Annotated in this window: 16 protein-coding genes; 2 read left to right on the top strand and 14 right to left on the bottom strand. The window is 71.9% G+C overall.

Going from position 1 to position 17,418, the window contains the following annotated elements; genetic code table 11:
• Positions 1-149: 149 nt before the first annotated feature.
• Entirely contained in the window at positions 150-884 is a 735-nt protein-coding gene (locus OG852_RS39565) for a DUF5995 family protein (protein WP_133916338.1), read from the top strand.
• A gap of 4 nt (positions 885-888) precedes the next feature.
• On the opposite strand, the gene OG852_RS39560 is transcribed toward OG852_RS39565, so the two are convergent.
• From OG852_RS39560 to OG852_RS39525, 8 genes are all read right to left on the bottom strand, one after another.
• The gene (locus OG852_RS39560) at positions 889-2,592 is read right to left on the bottom strand and encodes a flavin monoamine oxidase family protein (protein ID WP_330350394.1); all 1,704 of its coding nucleotides are present in this window, start codon (positions 2,590-2,592) and stop codon (positions 889-891) included.
• Between the two features lie 55 nt (positions 2,593-2,647).
• Entirely contained in the window at positions 2,648-3,436 is a 789-nt protein-coding gene (locus tag OG852_RS39555; RefSeq protein ID WP_133916340.1) for a carbon-nitrogen hydrolase family protein, read from the bottom strand.
• Between the two features lie 169 nt (positions 3,437-3,605).
• The gene (locus OG852_RS39550) at positions 3,606-4,700 is read right to left on the bottom strand and encodes an MFS transporter (protein WP_330350393.1); all 1,095 of its coding nucleotides are present in this window, start codon (positions 4,698-4,700) and stop codon (positions 3,606-3,608) included.
• 97 nt (positions 4,701-4,797) lie between these two features.
• Positions 4,798-6,267, bottom strand: a complete 1,470-nt coding sequence (locus OG852_RS39545; RefSeq protein WP_330350392.1) for an HAD-IA family hydrolase — start codon at positions 6,265-6,267, stop codon at positions 4,798-4,800.
• Between the two features lie 45 nt (positions 6,268-6,312).
• On the bottom strand, positions 6,313-7,386 hold the full coding sequence (locus tag OG852_RS39540) for an ABC transporter ATP-binding protein (RefSeq protein WP_330350391.1): 1,074 nt from the start codon (positions 7,384-7,386) through the stop codon (positions 6,313-6,315).
• Positions 7,387-7,389: 3 nt separating this feature from the next.
• On the bottom strand, positions 7,390-8,202 hold the full coding sequence (locus OG852_RS39535; RefSeq protein ID WP_133916344.1) for an ABC transporter permease: 813 nt from the start codon (positions 8,200-8,202) through the stop codon (positions 7,390-7,392).
• A complete protein-coding gene (locus tag OG852_RS39530) occupies positions 8,190-9,086 on the bottom strand; it encodes an ABC transporter permease (RefSeq protein ID WP_330350390.1) in 897 nt (298 codons plus the stop codon). The genes OG852_RS39535 and OG852_RS39530 overlap by 13 nt, the downstream gene beginning before the upstream one ends.
• Positions 9,083-10,228 carry an ABC transporter substrate-binding protein gene (locus OG852_RS39525; RefSeq protein WP_133916346.1) on the bottom strand — a complete coding sequence of 382 codons (1,146 nt, stop codon included), beginning with the start codon at positions 10,226-10,228 and terminating at the stop codon, positions 9,083-9,085. The genes OG852_RS39530 and OG852_RS39525 overlap by 4 nt, the downstream gene beginning before the upstream one ends.
• Before the next feature lie 220 nt (positions 10,229-10,448).
• On the opposite strand from OG852_RS39525, the gene OG852_RS39520 reads away from it, so the two are divergent.
• The gene (locus OG852_RS39520) at positions 10,449-11,189 is read left to right on the top strand and encodes a GntR family transcriptional regulator (RefSeq protein ID WP_330350389.1); all 741 of its coding nucleotides are present in this window, start codon (positions 10,449-10,451) and stop codon (positions 11,187-11,189) included.
• Between the two features lie 74 nt (positions 11,190-11,263).
• Here OG852_RS39520 and OG852_RS39515 read toward each other — a convergent pair whose 3' ends face one another.
• The 6 genes from OG852_RS39515 to rpe form a co-directional block, all read right to left on the bottom strand.
• On the bottom strand, positions 11,264-11,716 hold the full coding sequence (locus OG852_RS39515; protein WP_055638498.1) for an Lrp/AsnC family transcriptional regulator: 453 nt from the start codon (positions 11,714-11,716) through the stop codon (positions 11,264-11,266).
• Between the two features lie 10 nt (positions 11,717-11,726).
• Positions 11,727-13,202: an amino acid permease gene (locus tag OG852_RS39510; RefSeq protein WP_330350388.1), complete on the bottom strand. Its 1,476-nt coding sequence runs from the start codon at positions 13,200-13,202 to the stop codon at positions 11,727-11,729.
• A 284-nt stretch (positions 13,203-13,486) separates the two neighbouring features.
• The gene (locus OG852_RS39505; protein WP_166663697.1) at positions 13,487-14,926 is read right to left on the bottom strand and encodes a GuaB1 family IMP dehydrogenase-related protein; all 1,440 of its coding nucleotides are present in this window, start codon (positions 14,924-14,926) and stop codon (positions 13,487-13,489) included.
• A 130-nt stretch (positions 14,927-15,056) separates the two neighbouring features.
• Positions 15,057-15,362: a barstar family protein gene (locus tag OG852_RS39500; RefSeq protein ID WP_133916350.1), complete on the bottom strand. Its 306-nt coding sequence runs from the start codon at positions 15,360-15,362 to the stop codon at positions 15,057-15,059.
• 72 nt (positions 15,363-15,434) lie between these two features.
• Entirely contained in the window at positions 15,435-16,478 is a 1,044-nt protein-coding gene (locus OG852_RS39495; protein WP_133916351.1) for a sugar-binding transcriptional regulator, read from the bottom strand.
• A gap of 176 nt (positions 16,479-16,654) precedes the next feature.
• The gene (gene rpe / locus OG852_RS39490; RefSeq protein ID WP_133916352.1) at positions 16,655-17,341 is read right to left on the bottom strand and encodes a ribulose-phosphate 3-epimerase; all 687 of its coding nucleotides are present in this window, start codon (positions 17,339-17,341) and stop codon (positions 16,655-16,657) included.
• Positions 17,342-17,418: the final 77 nt, after the last annotated feature.

The raw sequence follows: 17,418 nt of genomic DNA, 5'->3' as shown, positions 1-17,418 counted from the left end.
GCTGAAGGCGCGGCGACCGCTGCTGGACGAGGGGACCAGCTCCTACGACGACGCCGGTACCTGGTGCCGCGGCGGGCCCGTTCCCCCGTTCCGGGGAAGCGCACGGCTCGCCGACGCGCGGGGCGGCCCCGGGCTGCCACCCTTCCCCCATGCCGCAACTGGAACAGTTCATCCCACCCGTGGACCCCGCCCTCGCCCCGGTCGTGGACCCGGCTCTCGACGCGAGCGTGCACGACGTGATCGCCCGGATGCGCGCCGTCGACGCGGCCCTGCCGGCCCGGGACGGGATCGCGGTCTTCAACCGGGTGTACCTCGCCGTGACCCAGGAGGTCGACCGGCGGATCGACACGGGCGGATTCCCCGACGCGCGGACCGCCCGCACGCTGGATCTGCGGTTCGCGGAGCGCTATCTGGCCGCGGTGGACGCGGCCGTGGCCGACCGGCCCCCACCCGCCTGCTGGCGCCCGCTGTTCCAGATGCGCCGCCATCCCGGCGTACGCCCCCTGCAGTTCGCGTTGGCGGGCATCAACGCGCACATCGGGCACGACCTGGCGCTCGCCGTCGTGGACGCCTGCCGTGACCTCGGCTGTGAACCGGCCGAGCTGGAGGACGCCTACGACCGGGTCGGGGACCTGCTCGTCGCGCTGGAGGAACGCATCCGCGAGGAGCTGATGCCGGGCCCCGACCTGCTCCAGATCGCCGATCCGCTCACCCATCTGCTGGGGTCGTGGAGTCTGGAGCGGGCCCGGGACGCCACGTGGACGGCGGCCCGGGCACTGTGGGCGCTGCGCCGGCTCCCCGACGTCGCCGGGGAGTTCACCGAACGCCTCGACACGGCGGTGGGTTTCGCGGGGCGGATGCTGCTCACGCCCCTGCGGGACTGAGACCTCAGTCCTCCGGCAGCTCGACCGGGGCGATCTCGTCGTAGACGTCACCCGGGCCCGGGTTGGTGGCGTCGGTGGTGCCGCCGAAGTGGTGCATCACGCCCCAGACCGCGTTGAGCGCGGTCTGGACCGCGCCCTCGGCCCAGCCGGCCGTCCAGGAGATGTCGTCGCCGGCGAGGAAGACGCCCCGCTTGTCGGCGGGCAGCCGGTCCTGCATGAAGTGGGTGAACAGGCGCCGCTGGTAACGGTAGTGGCCGGGCAGGTTGGCCTTGAACGCGCCCATGAAGTACGGCTCGTTCTCCCAGGAGACGGTCACCGGGTTGCCGATGACGTGCTTCCTGATGTCGACCTTCGGGTAGATCTCGCCGAGCGACTTCAGCATGACCTCCATCCGCTCGTTCGCGGACAGCGGCAGCCACTTCAGGCTGTCGTCGCACCAGGTGTACGACAGACAGATGACGGCGGGCCGGTCCGGACCGTCGTCGAGCAGGTAGGTGCCGCGCGTCATACGGTCGGTGAGCGTCATCGACATGACGTCCCGGCCGGTCTCCTCGTCCTTGTCGAGCCAGAAGGGCCGGTCGACCGGCACGAAGAGCTTGCTGGACTCCATGTAGTGGGTGCGCTCGATCGCCGTCCAGTGGTCGATCGGGAAGAGCGAGTCGTCGCAGTCGATCTTCGACAGGAGCATCCAGGACTGGGCGGTGAAGATCGCCGCCCGGTACGTGCGGATGTCGCCGTTCGCGTCGGTCACCGTGATCCGGTTTCCGGCGGTGCGGCGCAGCCGGGTCACGGCGGGACGGGGCTCGCCGCCCTCGTGCAGGCTCGCCAGCGAGGTGCCGTACGCCCAGTGGACGATCTTCTCCGGCTCCCGCTCCCACAGGCGCAGCGGCAGTTGCTGGGAGCCGCCGACGATCCCGCGGTGGTGGTCGTCGGCCTCGGTGTAGACGACCCGCAGGATCTCCAGGATGGAGTTGGGGAAGTCGGTGTCCCAGCCGCCGGTGCCGAAGCCGACCTGGCCGAAGATCTCGCGGTGCCGGAAGGACTTGAACGCCTCGGAGTCGCAGAGGAAGCCGTAGAAGGTCTGGTTGTCGAGCTTCTCGACGAGCTTCGCCCAGATCTCCCGGATCCGCGGCACGTCGCGTTCGCGCATCGCGCGGTTCATGTCGGAGAAGTCGGCGCCCTCTTCGAGGCACTTGTTCCAGGCCTCGGCGACATCGCGGTAGACCTGCGGGAGGTCGTCGATCGTCTCGGCGTAGTGGCTCTCGCCCTTGAGGTCGACGACCGTGGAAGGGGTCGCCTCGGCGAGGGGGTTGGGGAAGGGGCTGGTCTTGAGGCCCACCAGGTCGATGTAGTGCTGGAGGGCGGTGGAGGAGGGCGGGAAGCGCATGGCGCCCATCTCGGCGGTGAGCCCCTCGGCGCCCGCGCCGTCGAAGCCGACGGTCCGCAGCCGGCCGCCGATCCGGTCGGCCTCGTACACGACCGGCTTCAGACCCATCTTCATCAGCTCGTACGCGGCCACGATGCCCGACAGTCCGCCACCGATGACGGCGACCTCCGTGCCGTGCTCGGTCGCGGGGATCTGGCCGAGGCCCGCCGGGTGGGCGAGGAAGTCGTCGTAGGCGTACGGGAAGTCCGGGCCGAACATGGTGATCGGCGGCTGATGCGGCTCGTCGGTGTGCTCGACGGCGTTGGGCACCATGGACGTCATGGGGTACGGACTCCTTGCACGGAAGGGACTTGCGCGGAAAGCAGGGGTGAGGGGTTCAGACGAGGGACCCGTAGAGGCCGGGGCGGCGGTCCCGCAGATACGGGTTGGCCTCGCGGGAGGCGGCGAGGAAGGCGGGGTCGGCGTCGGCGAACACCAGCTGCTCGCCGCGTCCGGCGCGGGCCCGGGCGACCCCGTCGGGGCCGGCGAGGGTGGAGAGCCCGACGAACTCGAACTCGCCCTCCTGGCCGACCCGGTTGACGTAGGCGACGTACATCTGGTTCTCGAAGGCGCGCACCGGGATCATCGACTCGGCGACGAACTGGAACGGGTGCATCTGCGCGGTCGGGACGAGCAGGAGGTCCGTGCCGGCCAGGGCGTGGGCGCGGACGTTCTCCGGGAACTCGACGTCGTAGCAGATCAACAGGCCGACGGTGAGCCCGTCCAGCTCGGCCTGGACGACCGTCCGCTCCCCCGGGGTGAAGTGGTCGCGTTCGAAGCAGCCGAAGAGGTGGGTCTTGCGGTGGTTGGCGAGCCGGGTGCCGTCGGCGGAGACGAGCTGCGCGGAGTTGTAGACCGTCTCGCCGGAGCGCTCGGGGTAGCCGTAGGCGACGGCGATCCCGTGCCGGGCCGCCAGCTCGGCGATCGCGTCCGCCCAGTCGCCGTCGGCGGGTTCGGCGAGGCGCGCGATGTCGTCGCCGATCGCGTAGCCGGTGAGGAACATCTCCGGCGCGACGAGCAGCCCGGCGCCCGCGGCGGCGGCCCGGCCCGCGGCCTCGTCGAGGACCTTGAGGTTCTCGACGGCCGAGCCGGGGCGGCCGGAGCTCTGGAGCAGGGCTGTGCGCATGCGGGGTCCTCACCGGGCGGAAGGGGGGTGGGCGGGCCGGCCGGGACGGTTTCCGGGGCCCACTAGACGGTACGGTCGCGCGCTCCGGCCGGACAAGGAGGAGCCGTTGCGCGCCGGTGAGCGAATCGTTGCGTACGACGGCGACGGCGCGGCGATTCGTTGCGCGCCCTCACCCGCGCCTGCCCCGGGCCACCGCCACCGCCGTCACCAGGTACGGCACCGCGCACAGCGCGAACACCGTGGCGTGCGGGAACGTCGAGCCGAGGGCGCCGTACGCGCCGTAGACGCCGATGGTGAGGACCTCGGTGCCGAGGCTCGCCACCGAGGTGAGGGTGGCCCGGCCGGTGCCGTCGATGCGCCGCTGGAGCCGGGCGTCGGCGACGACGGTCGCCAGCTGGAAGCCGCCGAAGGCGAGGGCGACGAGGGTGATACCGGCGGGGGTGCCGATGAGCGCGCCGGCGGCCAGGGTCAGCGCGGAGCCGGTGAGGAGGGTGGCGAGTGCGGTCGGACCCAGGCGTTCGGCGGGGCCGGACAGCAGGCTGCCGGCCGTGACCCCGGCCCAGATCAGCATCAGCCAGTAGGGGACGGCCGCCTCGGGCACACCGGTGTCCCGCACCAGCAGGGAGGTGTACTCGTCGAGGGCGCCCCACACCGCCGCCACGGCCGGGACGAGCAGCAGGGCGCCGCGCACCGGACGGTCACGGCGGGCGTCGGCGAGCCCGGTCCGCAGGGTCGCCGCCCAGCTCTCGTCCTGGTCCGTGGGGGTCCGGTGCTCCGGGAAGCGGGTCGCCGTCGCGGCGCACAGCAGACAGGCCAGGACGCTCGCCGCGCCGACCGCCGGATAGCCGCCCACGGCGAGGACCGGGCCGGCCAGACCCATCGCCGCCATCACGGCCACCTGGCCCGCCGCGTGGGACCGGCCCATGACGCCCGCGTACCGGTCCGCCGCGCCGAGCCGCTCCAGCTCCTCGTAGACCAGCGCCTCCAGCGCGCCGGAACCCAGTGCTCCGCGCACGCCCCACAGGACGAATCCGGCGGCGAAGGCCCAGAACGACGGGACGAGCACCCACAGGGCGAAGCCGGCACCGCCCAGCAGCGGGCCCAGCCACAGCAGCAGCCGGCGGGAGACGGCGTCCGCCCAGGCGCCGGAGGGCACCTCCAGCAGGAGGCCGGTCAGCGACCACAGGACGAAGAGGGAGGAGATCTCCCCGACGGACAGCCCGGTGTCCGCGAACAGCAGCGCGTACACCGGGTAGAGCAGCACGAACTCGTCGAGGAACGCGTACGCGTACAGCGTGGCGGTCAGTCGACGGGTGCCGGGGCCGGTGGTGGATCAATGTCGCCAGGTCATGCCCCCGATGTTAGACACCGTCCGGCTCGGTGCCCAGCGGGTTTCCGGGGACCGCGAAGGTGGTGATCACCGCCGCGTGGTCGGAGGGCCAGTCGTTGTCCTCGACGTCCGGCCAGGGCCGGGGGTCGCCGCTGACGTACGTCCGGGAGTCCAGCACCCGCAGACCGCCCCGGTGGAGCACGAAGTCGATCCGGTCCTGGGGTTCGGGGCGGCCGCTGCCGTCCTCGTGCTCGGCGTGGACCGGCGACCAGGTGTGTCCGGGGTCCCGGACGGGGTCGGGGTGGGCCTCGCGGTAGGAGTCGGCGAGACCCGCCCGCTCGGCCGCCCCGGTCACCGGCCACTCCACGTCCGGCCGGTCCAGGTGGGAGGGGCTGTTGAAGTCGCCGACGAGGACGACCGGCAGCGCGGGGTCGAGCCGGCCGAGGGCGTCCTTCATCTGGGCGAGCCGCACCTCCTCGTGGGCGATCAGCTCGGCCGCCGGCAGCCCGTCGAAGGCCGCCTTGTAGGGGCCGTACGGCGTGTAGTCGAGGTGGACCGTCCAGACGTCGACCTCGGTGCCGGCCACGTCGAGCCGGACCCCGGCCGCCCCGTAGAACCCCACCTCCGGGTCGCCGAGGGCGGCGGTGATCGGGTGGCGGCTGATCACGCCGAGGTTGTCGCCGGCCCGGTGGTGGTGCCAGCCGAGCGCCTCGGCGAGCTCCTCGGCGGCGGCGCCGTACGTCTCCTGCAGTCCGACCACGTCGACCTCGGTCTCGGTGATGACCTTGAGCTGCTTGGCCCGGTGGTCGTGGACCTTGGTGCCGCCGTACCAGAGGTTCCAGGTCATGACGCGCAGCCGGGCCGGCGTCAGCGCGCGCAGCCGCTCCGGGGTCACGCCCTCCAGGCTGGTCAGCACGGTGCGGCCGGGGGCGGGGCCGATGGGGGCGAGCGAGGGCACCGCGAGGACCGCGCAGCCCGCCGCCTCGGCGGAGGCGACCCCGGTCTCGGTGTCCTCGACGGCGACGCAGGCCGCGGGGTGGACCCCGAGGGCGCGGCAGGCGGCGAGGTAGGGGTCGGGGGCGGGCTTGGTGTGCGCGGTGTCGTCGGCGGTCACGGAGATCGCGAAGCGGTGGGCGCCGAGGGCTTCGAGGACGGTGTCGGCGACGGCCCGCGGGGAGGCGGTGACCAGGGCCGTGGGGACGCCGTCGCGGGCCAGGGCGTCGAGCAGGGCGAGCGCGCCGGGGCGGGGCACGATGTCGGCGCGCACCCGGTCGGCGAACTCCCGGTGGAGGGTGTCGGCGAGGTCCGCGGCCGGCCGGCCCGTCGCCGCGGCCAGCCAGGCGGCGGTGTGCTCCACCGGCCGGCCGAGCACCTCCGGCTGGTCCGCCTCCGTCAGGGCCCGGCCGGCCACCCGTTCCACCGCCTCCCACCACAGCCGCTCGGTGTCGACGAGCGTGCCGTCCATGTCGAACAGGACGGCCTGGAGCGGGAGTCGCGTCACGGTCACACTCTTTCTGCGCGGTGGGGGGGAGGTGAGGAGCGGGCATCAGGGGGTACGTGCGGCGACCAGGACCGGACGCTCGGGCAGCGACACGGTGACGGCGGTCCCGGCGGCGAGGTCGCCGGCCTCGTGGGCGGGCAGGTCGGCCTTCACCTCGGTGCCGTCGGCGAGCCGGACGGTGACGCGGACGGCGGCGCCCAGGAAGGACGTGGCGACCACGCGCGCGTGCCCGTCGCCGTCGGCGCGCACGCCGACCGCCTCGGGCCGCACCAGCACGTCGACGTCGGTGCCGGCCGGCACGGGTCCGTCGACGGGCAGCCGCTGCCCGAGCACCTCGACGCCACCGTCGGTGAGCCGGCCGGGTATCCGGCTCATCGTGCCGACGAACTCGGCGACGAAGGCGGTGGCGGGCCGGCCGTACAACTCGGCGGGCGGCGCGCACTGTTCGAGCCGCCCGGCGTGCATCACGGCGACCCGGTCCGCCATGGACAGGGCCTCCTCCTGGTCGTGGGTGACGAACAGGGTGGTGATGCCGAGGTCCTGCTGGAGCCGCCGGATCTCCTCGCGCAGGCTCAGCCGCACCTTGGCGTCGAGCGCGGACAGCGGCTCGTCCAGGAGCAGGACGCGCGGGCGCAGGGCGAGGGCGCGGGCCAGGGCGACGCGCTGCTGCTGGCCGCCGGAGAGCTGGTGCGGGAACCGGCCGCCCTTGTCGGCGAGACCGACCAGCTCCAGCAACTCGGCGGCACGTGACCGTCGTTCGGCGGTGCGGACCTTGCGCATGCGCAGTCCGAAGGCCACGTTGTCGAGCGCGTCGAGGTGCGGGAAGAGGCTGTACGACTGGAAGACCATCCCCGCGTCACGGCGGTGCGCCGGGATCCGGGTGACGTCCTCGCCGTCGATCAGCACCTCGCCGGCGTCGGGGTGTTCGAAGCCGGCGAGCATGCGCAGCGCGGTGGTCTTGCCGCAGCCGGAGGGGCCGAGCAGGGCGAGGAGTTCACCGGGGCGGACGGTCAGGTCGAGTCCGTCGAGGGCGACGGTCGGCCCGAACTCCCTGCGCAGGCCCCGGAATTCCACGGTGGCTGCGGTCGTCGCCGTCTTGTCGGGCGCGGTCACGGTCATGGTTCATCCCCGGGATGCGGTTCGGGTACGCCCACCGGCACCGGCGAGCGCGAGGAGCAGGACCCATGTCACGAGCAGGCTCAGCACGGACACGGCGACGGACAGCTGGGCCTGGGAGCCGCTGACGTTCACGATCCACACGGCGAAGGGCTGGAAGCCGAGCAGTTGGGCCACGGTGAACTCACCGAGCACCAGGGCCAGGGTGAGGAAGGAGGCGTTGAGCAGGGCCCCGCGCAGATTGGGCAGGACGGCCCGGACCAGCGCCTGCGGCCAGCCCGCGCCGCAGCTGCGGGCGGCCTCGACGAGGGTGCGGACGTCGACGGCGCGCAGTCCGGCGTCCAGGGCCCGGTACACGAACGGCAGCGCCATCACGACGTACGCGAGAACGAGGACGAACGGGAAGTCGGGGTTCTGGATCGCCACGAAGGTCTGGAACAGCGGGGTCCGCGAGAGGTGGTCCGGCCCCCACTTGAGCACGGTCCCGATGCCGGCGACGAACGCGATCGGCGGGACGACCAGCGGCAGCGAGCACACCACCTCGACGACCGGCCGCAGCCGGGGCGCGCCGAGCCGGAGCGCGACCATGGCGGGCACCATCAGCAGCAGGACGAGGGCGATGGTGGCGGCGGCCAGTTCCAGCGAGAGCAGCAGGCTGGAGGTGAAGCCGTCGGTGGAGAAGATCTGGGTGTAGGCGTCGAAGGTGACGCCCTGGCCGGGCACGTCGACGGTGAAGACGACGGACGCGGCGAGCGGGACCAGGAAGTACAGTCCGGCGAGGCCGAGGACGCCCCACCGCCACAGGGTCAGGCGAGCCATCGCGCGCTCCTCCGTTGCAGGGGCAGGTACACGGCCATGACCAGCCCGGCGACCAGGACCATGTCGAGGCTGAGGGCGAGCGCCACGTTCTCCTGGCCGACCAGGACGTTGCCGGAGATGGCGTCGGCGATCTGGAGGGTGACCAGCGGGATGGAGCTGCCGACCATCGCGGCGGCGGTGGCGTAGGCCGCGAAGGCGCTGCCGAACAGCAGCACGAGCCCGCCGAGCAGTGAGGGCAGCAGCACGGGCAGGGCCACGTGCCGCCAGTACTGCACGGGGGTCGCGCCGTTGTTCTGGGCGGCCTCGCGCCACTGGGTGCGCAGGCCCTCCAGGGCCGGGGTGATGGTGAGGACCATCAGCGGGATCAGGAAGTACAGGTAGACGATCACCAGGCCCCAGAAGCTGTAGAGGTCCCAGCCCTTGTCGGCGAGGCCCAGATGGCGGGTGAGGACGCCCGCGTTGCCGAGGGTGGCGACGAAGGCGAAGGCCAGCGGGACGCCGCCGAAGTTGGCGAGGACGCCGGACGCGGTGAGCACGGCCTCGCGCAGGGCGCGGAAGCGGGAGGTGACGACGGCCTGGGCCAGCGGGAGCCCGAGCAGCGCGCCGAGGGCGGCGGAGACGGCCGACAGCTTCACGCTGCCGAGCAGGGCGGTCAGATACGCCCCCTGCAGCGAGGCCGTCAGATTGGCGGTGGTGTACGCGGTGGCCCCGTCGGCCGGGTCCTTGACGGTGAACGCGCCGTCGAGCATGGCCAGGGCGGGCAGCCCGAAGGCGAGCGCGGTGAAGACGAGCAGCGGGACGACGGCGAGCCAGCCGAGCGACCGGCGCCGCCGCTTCACCGCAGCGGTGGGCGCCGAGTCGACCCGTACGGCGGTGGCCGTCATCCGGAGACGGCCTTCGCCCAGCCCTGGCCGAGCACCGTCTTGGCCTTGCTCTGCTGGTCCTCGGTCGGGAAGGTCGGCGTGCCGGAGACCTCGGGCAGCTTGGCGGCGGCCGTCTTGTCGAGGGTGCCGGCCTTCTCCAGGGCGGTCATCAGAACCGGGCGGGCGTAGCCCTTGAGCCAGAGGTTCTGGCCCTCGGCGCTGTAGAGGTACTCCTGCCACAGCCGGGCGGCCGCCGGGTGCGGGGCGTCCTTGTTGACGGCCTGGGAGTAGAACTGGGAGAACTGACCGTCGGTCGGGACGGCGACCTTCCAGTCGACGCCCTTGGACTTGAACTCGTCGGCGTATCCGGCGTTGAGGTAGTCCCAGTCGATGCTGATCGGGGTCTCACCCTTCTCGACGGTGGCCGGGGTGGACTCGACGGGCGTGTAGTTGCCGTTCTTCTTCAGCTTGGCGAAGAAGTCGAGGCCGGGCTGGATGTCGTCGAAGGAGCCGCCGTTCGCGAGCGCCGCCGCGTAGACGCCGCCGAAGGCGGAGCCGGACTTGGTGGGGTTGCCGTTGAGGGCGACCTGGCCCTTGTACTGCGGCTTGAGCAGGTCGGCGAAGGTGGTGGGGCAGGTCTTGACGCGCTTGGCGTCGCAGCCGATGGAGATGTAGCCGCCGTAGTCGTTGTACCAGCGGGCCTGCGCGTCCTTCTGGCCCTCGGGGATGTCGGCGAACGAGGCGACCTTGTACGGCGCGAGCAGCCCCTGCTGGGCGGCGCTCAGGGCGAAGGAGCTGCCGAGGTCGAGGACGTCCGGCGCGCGGTCCTGGCCCTTGCGGGAGGTCACGGCGTTGATCTCGTCCTGGCTGGAGCCGTCCGGGTTCTCCACGGCGATCTCGATGCCGTACTTCTTCTCGAAGCCGTCGATGAGGGCGCCGTAGTTGGCCCAGTCGCGGGGCAGGGCGATGGCGTTGAGCTTGCCCTCCTTCTTCGCGGCCTTCACCAGGGCGTCGAGGCCCCCGAAGTCGGCGGCGGAGGTGGCCGTGGCGGCGTTCTTGCCGTCGGCGGTGGTCGTGGAGTTGTCGGGGGCGGCGCCACAGGCGCTCAGGGCGAGGGTGGCGATGACACCGAGGGCTGCGGTTCTCGGCAGGGACACGGTCACGGCTTCTCCAGGGGACGCGCGAGGGTGCGGGAGATCAGGAGACGGGGCGAACTTGTCTGAACAAGTTGGCCTCAGTAACCACGCCGCTGATGTCCCCCCGGTAAACTCCGGCGAAACCCTGATCCCTTATTTCGCGGACACTCCGGGCTGCCCTTCCTCACGTTTCGATGTCGACTAGGCTGGTCAGGCTGTGCACAGCAGCCAAGAGCGAAGGGGAAGCATGGCGGCCCGACACGAGGAGATCGCCGACGAGCTGCGCCGGGCTATCGACCGCGAGGAGTACACGGTGGGCGCCCGGCTGCCCGCCGAGACCGACCTCGCGGCCCGCTACGGAGTCTCTCGCGGGACGGTCCGCCAGGCCGTGGCGGCGCTGACCGCCGAGGGGCTCATCGGCTCCCGCCAGGGCGCCCGGCGGGTGGTGCTGGCCAGCCGTCGCAGCCAGAGCTTCGCGGAGCTGCGCAGCTTCGCCCAGTGGGCGCGGGCCATGGGCCGCGAGGCGACCGGCCAGGTGGTGGCCCAGCAGTACCGTCCGGCGACCCACGAGGACGCCGTCCGCCTCCAACTCCCCCTCGGCACCGAGGTGTTGCACGTCCTGCGGGTGCGCGGTCTGGACGGCGAACCGGTCCTCCTGGAGCGGACGGTCTACGCGGACTGGATCTCCCCCGCCGTCGAGTCGATCGAGCCGGACTGCCCCTCGGTGACCCAGCGCCTGCTGGACGACACCGGGCTGGTCTTCGCCTACGGCGAGCACGTCATCGACGCGGTGGCGGCGAGCGCCCAGGACGCCGACCTCCTCGGTGTCCGCCGCACCAGCCCCCTGCTGAGGGTCCGCCGGGTCACCACGACCCACGAGGGCCGCCCCGTGGAGTGGTCCGACGACCGCTACCGCTCGGACGCCGTGAGCTTCAGCGTGCACAACTCGATCGGCAACAACGCCCTTGCACGCAAGACGGCCGACTGACGGTCCCCCGCGCCTCGTCCGCCCCTCGAAAACGGGGCGCCCGCCGGCGACGATCCGTCGGCGGGCGGAACACGTCAGGTGGGCGAGCCGGACGAGAAGCGGCGCAGCAGGGGCGACAGGACCAGCACGGACTTCGTCCGCTCCACGAACGGCTCGCCCGCGATCCGCTCCAGGACCCGCTCGAAGTGACGCATGTCGGCGGCGAAGACCTGGGCGACCGCGTCGGCCTCGCCGGTGACCGTGGAGGCGGCGACGACCTCCTGGTAGCGCTCCAGGCCGCGCTGGATGGTCTCCGGCGAGGTGTTGCGCCGGCAGTAGATCTCGACGAACCCCTCGGTCTCCCAGCCGAGGGCCGCCGGATCCACCCGTACGGTGAAACCGGTGATGGCGCCGGTGGCCCGCAGCCGGTCCACGCGCCGCTTCACGGCGGGCGCGGACAGACCGACCAGGTGCCCGATGTCCGCGTAGGAACGGCGGGCGTCCTCGGCGAGGGCGTGCACGATGCGTTCGTCGAGATCGTTCAGCACGGTGGGTTGTTCACTTCTCAGCTGGTGCGGGTGTGGCGAGTCGGGAGCGGCGTTGGCCGTACACGAAGTAGAACACGAGCCCGACGGCCATCCAGACACCGAAGACCACCCAGGTGACGGCCGACAGGCTGCCCATCATCCACACGCAGAAGGCGAAGCCCAGGGCGGGCAGCACCGGCGACAGCGGCACCCGGAAGGTGCGCGGCATCTCCGGCCGGGTCCGGCGCAGCACCACGACGGCCACATTGACCAGCGCGAACGCGAACAGCGTGCCGATGCTGGTGGCGTCGGCCAACTGGCCCAGCGGGATCGCGGCGGCGAGGACCCCGCAGAACAGGGACACGATCAGCGTGTTGGCGCGGGGCGTGCCGGTCCTCGGGTGCACGCGGGAGAACACCTTGGGCACCAGGCCGTCCCGGGACATGGCGAACAGGATGCGCGTCTGGCCGTAGAGCACGGTCAGCACGACGCTCGCGATGGCGACGACCGCGCAGAACGCGAGCAGGGTCGCCCAGAAGGACTGCCCGGTGACATCGCGCATGATCTGCGCCAGCGCGGCCTCGAAGTCCCCGAACCGCCGCCAGGGCTGTGCCCCCACCGCGACGGCGGCGACCAGTACGTACAGCGCGGTGACGATGACGAGCGACAGCATGATCGCGCGCGGCAGGTCGCGCTGAGCGTTCTTCGCCTCCTCGCCCGCGGTGGAGGCGGCGTCGAAGCCGATGTACGAGAAGAACAGCGTGGCCCCGGCCGCGCTGACGCCCGCCATGCCCAGCGGCATGAAGTGCGCGTAGTTGCCGGAGCGGAAGCCCTGCACGCCGATCGCGCAGAACAGCACCAGCGCTGCGATCTTCACGGCCACCATGACGGTGTTGGCGCGCGCGGACTCCCGGGCCCCGCCGAGCAGGAACGCCATCGCCAGCAGGACGACGATCAGGGCGGGCAGATTGAAGACGCCCCCGTCACCCGGCGGCGCCGACAGCGCGTCGGGGATGGTCACCCCGACGGTCCCGTCGAGCAGTTCGTTCAGGTACTCGCCCCAGCCGACGGCGACGGCCGCGACCGACACGCCGTACTCCAGGACCAGACACCAGCCGCAGATCCAGGCGATCAGCTCACCCATCGTCGCGTACGCGTACGAGTAGGAGGACCCGGCGACCGGGATCGTGCCGGCCAGCTCGGCGTAGGACAGGGCCGAGAAGAGCGCCGTGAGACCGGCGATCACGAAGGACAGGGTGACGGCCGGACCCGCCTTCGGAACGGCCTCGCCGAGGACGACGAAGATGCCGGTGCCGAGCGTCGCCCCGATGCTGATCATGGTGAGCTGCCACAGCCCGAGGGACCGCCGCAGCGCCCCTCCCTCACCCTGGCCGCCCTCGGCGACCAGCCGTTCCACGGGCTTGCGCCGCATGAGCCGCCCACCGAACCCCGGGGACGTGGGGACGCCCTGGGTGCGTTCCTTCGGGGGTGCGCTTTGGTCTAGCACGCGCTGACTCCTTCGTCGGTGCCTGACGACGCGACAAAGACCGTGCGGGCGGAAACCCACAGAGCGGGGTCCCTGCCACGCCACGTACAGCGCACGACCCTATGAGCAGGGCCGTAGCGGTCGTAATGAGGCAACCTTGCGCACCCACGCAAGATCATTGCGTTGACGGCGCGAAGGCGCACGCTTCATTGCGGGCCGCTTGAACACAGCTGTTCTTCGGGGGCGCGGGGAACCGCGCGATCAACCACACCGCACCCGCACCCGCCGGACGACCTGAACCGGCACTACCAGCTGGCGTGCAACGGCTTGCCCTCCGCATAGCCGGCAGCGCTCTGCACACCCACCACGGCCTTGTCGGCGAACTCCTCCAGAGACCCCGCACCGGCATAGGTGCACGAGGACCGCACCCCCGCGATGATCGAGTCCACCAGATCCTCCACCCCGGGCCGGGCCGGGTCGAGGAACATCCGGGACGTCGAGATGCCCTCCTCGAACAGCGCCTTGCGCGCCCGGTCGTAGGCGGACTCCTCCGACGTACGGTTGCGCACGGCCCGCGCCGAGGCCATCCCGAAGGACTCCTTGTACGGCCGCCCGTTCGCGTCGTGCTGGAGGTCGCCCGGCGACTCGTACGTCCCCGCGAACCAGGAACCGATCATCACGTTGGACGCCCCGGCGGCCAGCGCCATGGCGACGTCACGCGGGTGGCGGACACCCCCGTCGGCCCACACGTGCTTGCCGTACTTCTTCGCCTCGGCGGCGCACTCCAGCACCGCCGAGAACTGCGGCCGCCCCACCCCGGTCATCATCCGGGTGGTGCACATGGCGCCGGGGCCCACGCCGACCTTGATGATGTCCGCGCCCGCCTCGATCAGGTCCTTGACGCCTTCGGCGGAGACGATGTTGCCGGCCGCGATCGGCACCTGGGGGTCGAGCGCGCGCACGGTGCGGATCGCGCTGATCATCGACTCCTGGTGGCCGTGCGCGGTGTCGATGACGAGCGTGTCGACGCCCGCGTCGAGGAGCTGCTTGGCCTTGCCCGCGACATCGCCGTTGATCCCGACGGCGGCGGCGATGCGCAGCTTGCCGCGCGCGTCGACGGCGGGCGTGTACAGCGTGGCGCGCAGGGCGCCCTTGCGGGTCAGGATGCCGGCGAGGCGGCCGTCGCCGTCCACGGCGGGCGCGTACCGCCGGTTGGCCGCGTCGAGGGTGTTGAACGCCTCGCGGGGGTCGATGTCGGCGTCGAGGAGCAGCAGGTCGCGGGACATGACGACCTCGAGCTGGGTGAAGCGGTCGACGCCACTGAGGTCCTGGTCGGTGACGACACCGACCGGCCGGAAGTCCTCGTCGACGACGACGCCCGCGTTGTGCGCGCGCTTGGGCAGCAGCGCGAGGGCGTCCGCGACGGTCTGGTGCGGGGCGAGCACGATCGGCGTGTCCAGGACCAGATGGCGGCTCTTGACCCAGGTGACGACATCGGTGACGACGTCGATCGGGATGTCCTGCGGGATCACGACGAGTCCACCGCGCCGGGCCATCGTCTCGGCCATCCGGCGGCCGGCGACGGCCGTCATGTTGGCGACGACCAGCGGGATCGTGGTGCCCGTGCCGTCCGGGGAGGAGAGGTCCACCCCCTGCCGCGACCCGACCGCGCTGCGGCTCGGCACCATGAAGACGTCGTCGTAGGTGAGGTCGTACGCGGGCTGGATGTCGTTGAGGAAACGCACGTGCTGCACATCCCAGTCGTTCAGAGGTGACCCCCTGACAGGTCAGCCAGGGGGAAGAGCACGTACTTCATTGTCCCATGACGACCGTAATGCGGTGCCCGGACGGAACGTCCAAGCAGCTCGGAGGCGGTTAGGAGGATCCTCCGAGAGCGAGCACCACGGAGAGCGCGGGCACATTCCTCACCGCCGAGGAGAACACCTCCTGCGCGATCTCCCACTCCTCCGGCCGCGCCTTCGCGTACGACTGCCAGTTCCGTACGACGACCAGCACCGGCCCGGACTCGGGGCCCTCGGGCAGGTCGGTGAGGCTGTCGGCGAGGGCGTCCCAGTTGCGGCCGAACCAGTCGGGCAGTTCGAGGTCCCGGACACACCGGTCCATCAGGGCCGCCTTGTCCATGACCCCGTCGAGGTCCAGCGTGAGCATGTGCTCCGTCATCCAGGCACCGTCCTGAGCAGTCGTGATTGCGGAAAGGGGCGGCCGCGAAGACCACCCCCTTCCGATCTTGCCTCAGATCCCGTCCGGGTCGGCCCGGTTGAGCGCCGGCTTCGGGGTCGGTCCCGCCGTCATCAGATAGTCGGCCGCGGAGGTGTCCGTGACCAGGCTGGTGACGAGTCCGGACCGCAGCACGGCGTCGATCGCGGCCGCCTTGCGCTGCCCGCCCGCGATCGCGACGACCTCGGGGATACGGCGGAGCTGGTCGGCCTTGACGGTGATGCACCGCTCGCCCAGGTCCCGTCCGACCCGGCGGCCCTCGGCGTCGAAGAGGTGCGCGGACATCTCGGCGGCGACACCGAGCGAGGCGTAGTGGGCCCGCTCCTCGTCGCTGAGCATGTCGTGCACCGTCGAGATGCCGGGCTCCCAGGAGCCGATGGAGACACAGGCGACCGTGACCTTGTCGAAGTACTCGAAGGCCCGGGCGATCCCGGTCTGGTTGCGCAGCGCGGCCGCGGTGGCCGCGTCCGGCAGCAGCATCGGCGCGTAGATGGGGTGCGCGTCGCCGCCGGACACCTGGGCGGCGCGCCGGACGGCCTCGACGGAGCCGCGCTCGGCGGTCCCCGCGTCGTAGACGCCCGTGAGCTGCACCACCGTGCAGGGCGGCAGCCGGTCCAGGGCCGCCGCCATGTGGATGGTGGAGCGGCCCCAGGCCAGGCCCAGCACGTCCCCCTCGTTCACGAGTTCGCCGAGCAGGTCGGCGGCCACCTCTCCCAGGTTCTCGGGGTCGGGCGAGTCCTCGGCCTCGGCCGGGGACTCGACCACCACGGCGTGCCGCAGGCCGTAGCGGGCGCGGAGCGCGTCGGAGCGCTCGGCGTCCAGCTCGGCCGGCACGCGGATCTCGATCCGTACGAGATCCCGTTCGAGGGCGGTCTCCAGGACCCGGGCCACCTTGAAGCGGCTGACGCCGAACTCCTCCGCGATCTGGATCTTGGACTTGCCCTCGAGGTAGAAGCGGCGGGCCATGGCCGCCGCCTGCACCAGCTCTGCGGGTCCCATCCGCATGGCTGACCGGCCCGCCGACATACCCGACACGGCGATCTCCTCACTGCTGTTCACACTCTGGATACGCCGTTCATCCTTGCAGATCCGGCGCACTTGATCAGCCCTGATGGGAGCCGTTCACGTACCTGTGGCCCAGTGTCCGCACGGGCTGCGTATTCAGTGGGCTACGTATGGTGTCAGCCCGCTGTTCACAGGGCCATGGTTCGCGGGCCACGGTCACGGTCCGTGACTCAGTGGGCGCAGGCCCAGCTCGCCTTCGCGGTCGCGGCCTCGGCCTGGGCGCGCAGGGCGCGGACCGCCTCGGCGGGGTCCTCGGCGCCGTAGACCGCGGATCCGGCGACGAAGACGTCCGCGCCGGCCTCCGCGCACCGCTCGATCGTCGAGGCCGCGACACCGCCGTCGACCTGGAGCCACAGCTCGAGGCCGTGCTTGCTGATCAACTCGCGGGTACGGCGGATCTTCGGCAGCATGATGTCGAGGAACGCCTGGCCCCCGAAGCCCGGCTCGACCGTCATGATCAGCAGCATGTCGAGTTCGGGCAGCAGGTCCTCGTACGGCTCGATGGGCGTCGCGGGCTTGAGCGCCATGGAGGCACGGGCGCCCTTCGCGCGGATCTCGCGGGCGAGTCGCACCGGCGCGGCGGCCGCCTCGACGTGGAAGGTGACGGACGAGGCACCCGCCTCGACGTACTGCGGGGCCCAGCGATCGGGGGCCTCGATCATCAGATGGCAGTCCAACGGGGTGTCCGTCGCACGGGCCAGGGACTCTACGACCGGCACACCGAGGGTGAGGTTCGGGACGAAATGGTTGTCCATGACGTCGACGTGGAGCCAGTCGGCTCCTTCGACCGCCTTCGCCTCGTCCGCGAGGCGGGCGAAGTCGGCGGACAGAATGCTGGGGTTGATCTGCGCGGCCATGACCCAAGCCTGCCATGCCCTCCGGGGCTGGGCCGCATCGGTCCCTGGAGTCTGCGGTTCGTCGTCGTGCGCGGGTG

The organism is Streptomyces sp. NBC_00582 (assembly GCF_036345155.1).
Lineage (GTDB): Bacteria > Actinomycetota > Actinomycetes > Streptomycetales > Streptomycetaceae > Streptomyces.
This window is presented reverse-complemented; position numbering and strand designations above follow the sequence as displayed.

Coding starts and splice junctions, on each gene's coding strand:
- OG852_RS39540 (WP_330350391.1), bottom strand. CDS start 7,386: ATGACCGTGACCGCGCCCGACAAGACGGCGACGACCGCAGCCACCGTG.
- OG852_RS39555 (WP_133916340.1), bottom strand. CDS start 3,436: ATGCGCACAGCCCTGCTCCAGAGCTCCGGCCGCCCCGGCTCGGCCGTC.
- OG852_RS39530 (WP_330350390.1), bottom strand. CDS start 9,086: ATGACGGCCACCGCCGTACGGGTCGACTCGGCGCCCACCGCTGCGGTG.
- OG852_RS39500 (WP_133916350.1), bottom strand. CDS start 15,362: ATGACGGAGCACATGCTCACGCTGGACCTCGACGGGGTCATGGACAAG.
- OG852_RS39565 (WP_133916338.1), top strand. CDS start 150: ATGCCGCAACTGGAACAGTTCATCCCACCCGTGGACCCCGCCCTCGCC.
- rpe (WP_133916352.1), bottom strand. CDS start 17,341: ATGGCCGCGCAGATCAACCCCAGCATTCTGTCCGCCGACTTCGCCCGC.
- OG852_RS39560 (WP_330350394.1), bottom strand. CDS start 2,592: ATGACGTCCATGGTGCCCAACGCCGTCGAGCACACCGACGAGCCGCAT.
- OG852_RS39535 (WP_133916344.1), bottom strand. CDS start 8,202: ATGGCTCGCCTGACCCTGTGGCGGTGGGGCGTCCTCGGCCTCGCCGGA.
- OG852_RS39520 (WP_330350389.1), top strand. CDS start 10,449: ATGGCGGCCCGACACGAGGAGATCGCCGACGAGCTGCGCCGGGCTATC.